The sequence below is a fragment of the Sphingopyxis sp. genome, assembly GCF_036402335.1.
Classification (GTDB): Bacteria; Pseudomonadota; Alphaproteobacteria; order Sphingomonadales; family Sphingomonadaceae; genus Sphingopyxis.
In genome coordinates this window covers 1-5,328 of sequence record NZ_DASWTD010000358.1, presented here as the reverse complement: position 1 = coordinate 5,328, position 5,328 = coordinate 1, and the positions used below count along the sequence as shown (strand labels likewise).

The window sequence follows — 5,328 nt, the reverse complement described above, 5'->3', positions numbered from 1 at the left end:
CAAGCCCTTGCGCCCGGTACGCAGCACATTGGTCGCGCCAATATTCCCCGATCCGATCTGGCGCAGGTCGCCGGCGCCGAACAGACGTGTCAGGATGACACCGAACGGGATCGAGCCGAGAAGATAGCCGACAGCGACCAGCAAAAAAATCGTCATGAAAATCCCCGCTCCGTTTGCAGCAATGTGGCGATGTTGGCCGACGCAATCAATCGATTAGGACAGGCCGGCCGCCAAAATGGATTTGATAGCGATCACGTCTGCCTGCTAGGCGACCTTCATGCATCCAGCACCCGACGCGCCCATCCTCTTCTTCGACAGCGGCCTTGGCGGGCTCACGGTGCTGGGGCCGACCCGCGCGCTGCTGCCGACCGCGCCGATCGTCTACGCCGCCGACTATGCCGGCTTGCCCTATGGCCAGAAGAGCGAGGCCGAACTCGCGGCGCGCGTCCCCGCGCTGCTCGGGCGGCTCGTCGAACGATACCAGCCGCGGCTTGCGGTCATTGCGTGCAACACCGCCTCGACGATCGCGCTCGCGCATGTTCGCGCCGCGCTCGACCTGCCGATCGTCGGCACCGTCCCCGCGATCAAGCCTGCCGCCGAACTCACGCAAAGCGGCGTCATCGGCGTGCTCGGCACCGAGGCAACGGTGCGCCAGCCCTACGTCGATGATCTCAGCGCGCGTTTCGCGGGCGACAAGATCGTGCTGCGCCACGGCAGTCCCGGTCTCGTCACCGGCGCCGAGGCAAAGCTGCGCGGCGAACCCGTCGATCCCGCCGTCGTCGCGCGCGCCGTCGCTGGCCTGCGCGATCAACCGGACGGCGGTGCCATCGACGTGATCGTGCTCGCCTGCACCCATTTCCCCCTGCTCGAGGAGGAGCTTCAGGCGGCGGCCGGCCCCGGCGTAAAGTTGATCGACGGCGCCGCCGGCATCGCACGGCGGATCGCGCATCTGACCGAGGGACAGGACTGGCCGCCAGCGACAACACCCGGAATCGCGGTATTCACGCGCAGCCCCGACCGGCCGCCACCGCCGCTCGCGGCGCTGACGCCCTATGGCATCGGCCGGATCGAAACGATCTAGCCCTCTTCTCCCCGCACGCACGACGCCATCCAGGCGCGATCTTCGGCTTCGGGGCCCTCGTCGCCCGGCCGCGCGACTTTCGGCATGCCATTGCGCGCCGACGCGCGCGTGCAAGCGGACACTTCGCCCTTCGTTCCTCCGCTCAGGCTCCCGTTGCACAGCGACAATTGCTTATCCGAGGTCCCCCAACCCACCTTCTCGGCGCCTGCAGGCGCCTGTCCCGCACAATAGGTGTCGGTTTCCGACCCGGGATCGCCGCAGATCTTGTCGATCTCCACGACATTCCCCCGCGCCGTCCCGACGAAACGCTGAACATAATAGCTGTTGGTCGCAAAATCGCTCTGCACGCCGCATACCCGCGTCCCGCGCTGCGCAAGCGCTGTGTAGGCGCAGATCGACGACCCCTGGTAGCTCTCGCAGCTCATCCATGTCCCTTCGAACGGCGGCGGCGGCGCCTTTGCCGCCGAAATCCCCGTCCCGAGTGCGGCAACGGGCAGGATCATGATCATGGCAAGGCGCATGCTGGCTACTCCATCAAATTTTGTCGTTCGCATTTCACGGTTTAGCCGTCCGGCGTCAATGCCGCGGTGTTTTCGATCACACAAATCGATCCGGTGACTTGCGAATCGTTCGCACTGGATTTCGGCCAGATTCAACGCTATTGGCGCGCGTGTTAACAGCCGCTGGAGGGAGCGGCCAAGAGCCTGAATTGCCACCTTACTGCGGGGCTGCAACGTGAACTATAACGATATTTTCGCTCGGGCTATCGACCGGCTGCATGAAGAAGGGCGCTACCGCGTCTTCATCGACATCCTGCGCAACCGCGGCGCCTTTCCCAACGCGCGCTGCTTTGCCGGCCACAACGGGCCGAAGCCGATCACCGTCTGGTGCTCGAACGATTATCTCGCAATGGGCCAGCACCCCAAGGTCATCGAAGCGATGGAAGAAGCGCTGCACGACGTCGGCGCGGGTTCGGGCGGCACCCGCAACATTGGCGGTAATACCCATTATCATATCGACCTCGAACATGAGCTCGCCGACCTGCACGGCAAGGACGGCGCGCTGCTCTTCACGTCGGGCTATATCTCGAACGAAGCGACGCTCGGTACGCTCGGCAAGCTTCTGCCGAACTGCATCATCTATTCGGACGAGCTCAACCATGCCTCGATGATCGCGGGGATCCGCAACTCGGGCTGCGAAAAGCGTGTGTGGCGTCATAACGACCTCGCGCATCTCGAGGAACTGCTCGCCGCCGACGATCCCGATGCGGCAAAGCTGATCGCGTTCGAAAGCGTCTATTCGATGGACGGCGACGTCGCCCCGATCCACGCGATCTGCGACCTTGCGGACAAATATAACGCGCTCACCTATTGCGACGAAGTCCATGCCGTCGGCATGTACGGCCCGCGCGGCGGCGGCATCACCGACCGCGACGAGGCCGCAAGCCGCGTGACGCTCATCGAAGGCACGCTCGGCAAGGCGTTCGGCGTGATGGGCGGCTATATCGCCGCCGAAAAGAATATCATCGACGTGATCCGCAGCTATGCGCCGGGCTTCATCTTCACGACCAGCCTGTCACCGGTGCTCGTCGCCGGCGTGCTCGCGAGCGTGCGCCACCTCAAGGCATCGAGCGTCGAGCGCGACGCGCAGCAGGCCGCGGCCGCCTATCTCAAGCAATGCTTCCGCGATGCCGGTCTGCCGGTGATGGATTCGACGACGCACATCGTCCCGCTGATGGTCGGCGACCCGGTGCGCGCAAAGAAGATCAGCGATATCCTCCTCGCCGAATATGGCGTCTATGTGCAGCCGATCAATTTCCCGACCGTGCCGCGCGGCACCGAACGCCTGCGCTTCACGCCGGGCCCGGCGCACGACGAGGCGATGATGCGCGAGCTGACCCAGGCGCTCGTCGAGATCTGGGACCGCCTCGAACTGCAGCTTCAGAAGGCGGCGTGACGCGCGCATCCGGTTACGACGATGTCGTCGTCGGACGCCGCTCGATCCGCGGCTTCCTCGATAAATCCGTTCCGAAAGCGCTGATTGCCGAGATTCTCGAGGTCGCGATGCGCGCACCCTCGTCGTTCAACAACCAGTGCTGGAATTTCTCGGTCGTGACGGGCGAACCGCTGGCGGCGATCCGGCGGGGCAACACCGACGGTATTCTCGCGGGCAACCCCGACAGCCGGGAATTCCGCCGCTTCGACGGCATTGCCGACGATCATCGCGCACGCCAGATCGAGATTGCCAAGCAGCTCTTCGGCGCGATGGGTATCGCGCGCGATGACAAGGATGCACGGCAGGACTGGGTGCTGCGTGGCTTTCGCCAGTTCGACGCCCCGGTCAGCATCGTCGTGACCTACGACCGCGTGCTGCTCGGCAGCGACATTGCGCCGTTCGACTGCGGCGCCGTCACCAACGCGCTGGTCAACGCCGCATGGTCGCGCGGGCTTGGCTGCGTGATCAACAGCCAGGGCATCATGCAAAGCCCCGTGGTGCGCGAACATGCGCGTATCCCCGACGATCAGGTCATCATGATCTGCGTCGCAATGGGCTGGCCCGACGCCGATTTTCCGGCCAATGCAGTGGTATCGAACCGCAAGACCCTCGACGAGGCAGCACGGTTCGTCGGCTTCGACGACTAGCGCCCTTCGACAAGATCGGCATGACCCGATAGGATCGAGTCCGAATCTCCCCCACGGCCCTGAAAGATTGTCATGCCAGCACAGCGCTATAGCTACGCCGCCATCACGCTTCACTGGCTTGTCGCGCTGCTGCTGGCGTTCCAGATCGCGCTCGGCTGGGCGCTCGAAGGCAATAATAGTCCCGAACTGTTCGCGCGCTACCAGCTCCACAAATCGGTCGGCATCACCATCCTGCTGCTCAGCCTCGCGCGGCTCGCGGTTCGCCTGGTCACACCGCGTCCGCCCGCGTCCGAGGGACCGGCATGGACGCGTGCATTGGGGAGCATCGTCCACGGACTTTTCTATCTGGTGATGATCCTCGGGCCCGTCACCGGATGGCTGCTCGTCTCGACCGCGCGGGTTCAGGTCCCTACCCTCCTCTACGGCATCATTCCCTGGCCGCACCTGCCGGTAGGCCGGAGCTGGCACGAGCCGGCGGAATCGATCCACGGCGCGATGGCGTGGCTCGCGATCGGGCTGTTCGCGCTCCATATCGCGGGCGCACTTCGCCACCAGTGGTTGCTCGGCAAACCCGAACTCCAGCGCATGATCCCTTTCGCGCGCGGCAAGGCCGTCGGCGCGGCGATCGGCGCGCTGGCGCTGCTCCTCGTCGTTTTCGCGGCCGGTAATGCGATTTATCCGGACAAGAAGCAGACACCCCTGCAAAAACTGCCGGCGGCGGCGGCCACGCCCGAAGCCAAGGCGACACCATCCATCCCCGCTACGGAAAATGCGAATGCGCCCAAAGCCGATGCGGCCGAAAAAGCCGCCGCCGAAGGCGCAAAACAGCCGCTCGCCGACTGGACGGTCGCATCGGGAGGGCGGCTGGGCTTCACGGCGCGCTGGAACGGCGAAGCGATCGACGGGCGTTTCAGTCGCTGGCGGGCCACCATTCGCTTCAGCCCCGACGAACTGGCCAAATCGACCATTCGCGTCACGGTCGATCTCGCCTCGGCCGACACCGGCGATGGCCAACGCGACGATTCGCTGAAAAGCAGCGATTTCTTTGACGTCAGCGGGCATCCCGATGCGGTCTTCAGCGCGCGCGACGTCCGCCACCTCGGGGGCGACAATTATGAAGCGCGCGGTTCGCTCGATCTGCGCGGCGTCAGCAAGCCCGCCATATTGCGCTTCACGCTTCGCATCGAGGGCGACCGGGCACGCGTCGCCGGCACTGCGCGCATCGATCGCACGGCGTTCGGCGTCGGTCAGGGCGAATGGGCCGCGACCGACGCGATCGCTGCCGGGGTTGATATCGCCTTCTCCTTCACCGCGACGCGCCCGGCGTCCTGATCCTCGTCAGCGCGCCGGCCGTATCATCCCCCAGAAATGCGGGCCTCCGGACACGTCCCACTCGACGTGCGTAACAAAGCCCAGTCGTTCGTAAAGCGGCACATTTTCAGGCGTCGCGGTCTCCAGCCAGCAGGGCAGAGCTTCGGCATCGGCAATCGCGGTCTGCGCGCGGATGATCCTTCCCCCGTGGCCTTTGCCTTGGTGCCCGGGCCGCACGCCGACATAATGGAGATACCAGAAACGCCCCCCGGGACGGTGCGCGTCTATACTCGC

Annotated in this window: 7 protein-coding genes; 4 read left to right on the top strand and 3 right to left on the bottom strand. The window is 65.1% G+C overall.

Translation table 11 applies throughout. From position 1 onward, the window contains the following. Positions 1-156 (bottom strand): glycerol-3-phosphate acyltransferase (locus VGD20_RS11130; RefSeq protein ID WP_331134509.1); only part of this gene is annotated, 156 nt, incomplete at its 3' end. Between the two features lie 121 nt (positions 157-277). Here VGD20_RS11130 and murI point away from each other — a divergent pair. After that, on the top strand, positions 278-1,081 hold the full coding sequence (gene murI, locus VGD20_RS11125; protein WP_331134508.1) for a glutamate racemase: 804 nt from the start codon (positions 278-280) through the stop codon (positions 1,079-1,081). Here murI and VGD20_RS11120 read toward each other — a convergent pair. Beyond that, positions 1,078-1,602: a hypothetical protein gene (locus VGD20_RS11120; RefSeq protein ID WP_331134507.1), complete on the bottom strand. Its 525-nt coding sequence runs from the start codon at positions 1,600-1,602 to the stop codon at positions 1,078-1,080. The two genes, murI and VGD20_RS11120, sit on opposite strands and share 4 nt — an antisense overlap. 214 nt (positions 1,603-1,816) lie before the next feature. Between VGD20_RS11120 and hemA the strand changes: the two genes are divergently transcribed. The 3 genes from hemA to VGD20_RS11105 all read left to right on the top strand — a co-directional run bounded on the left by hemA (position 1,817) and on the right by VGD20_RS11105 (position 5,055). Next, positions 1,817-3,037 (top strand): 5-aminolevulinate synthase, encoded by a 1,221-nt coding sequence (gene hemA / locus VGD20_RS11115; RefSeq protein ID WP_331134506.1) that lies wholly within the window; start codon positions 1,817-1,819, stop codon positions 3,035-3,037. After that, on the top strand, positions 3,034-3,723 hold the full coding sequence (locus VGD20_RS11110; protein WP_331134505.1) for a nitroreductase: 690 nt from the start codon (positions 3,034-3,036) through the stop codon (positions 3,721-3,723). Before hemA ends, VGD20_RS11110 begins: the two co-directional genes overlap by 4 nt. 72 nt (positions 3,724-3,795) lie before the next feature. Continuing rightward, on the top strand, positions 3,796-5,055 hold the full coding sequence (locus tag VGD20_RS11105) for a YceI family protein (RefSeq protein ID WP_331134504.1): 1,260 nt from the start codon (positions 3,796-3,798) through the stop codon (positions 5,053-5,055). A 6-nt stretch (positions 5,056-5,061) separates the two neighbouring features. Here the strand turns inward: VGD20_RS11105 and VGD20_RS11100 are convergent. Beyond that, positions 5,062-5,328: GNAT family N-acetyltransferase (locus VGD20_RS11100; RefSeq protein WP_331134503.1), on the bottom strand; the 267-nt coding region annotated here is incomplete at its 5' end.

Bases quoted from the DNA above. Each gene is read 5' to 3' on its own strand.
- VGD20_RS11120 (WP_331134507.1), bottom strand. From the start codon at position 1,602: ATGCGCCTTGCCATGATCATGATCCTGCCCGTTGCCGCACTCGGGACG.
- murI (WP_331134508.1), top strand. From the start codon at position 278: ATGCATCCAGCACCCGACGCGCCCATCCTCTTCTTCGACAGCGGCCTT.
- VGD20_RS11105 (WP_331134504.1), top strand. From the start codon at position 3,796: ATGCCAGCACAGCGCTATAGCTACGCCGCCATCACGCTTCACTGGCTT.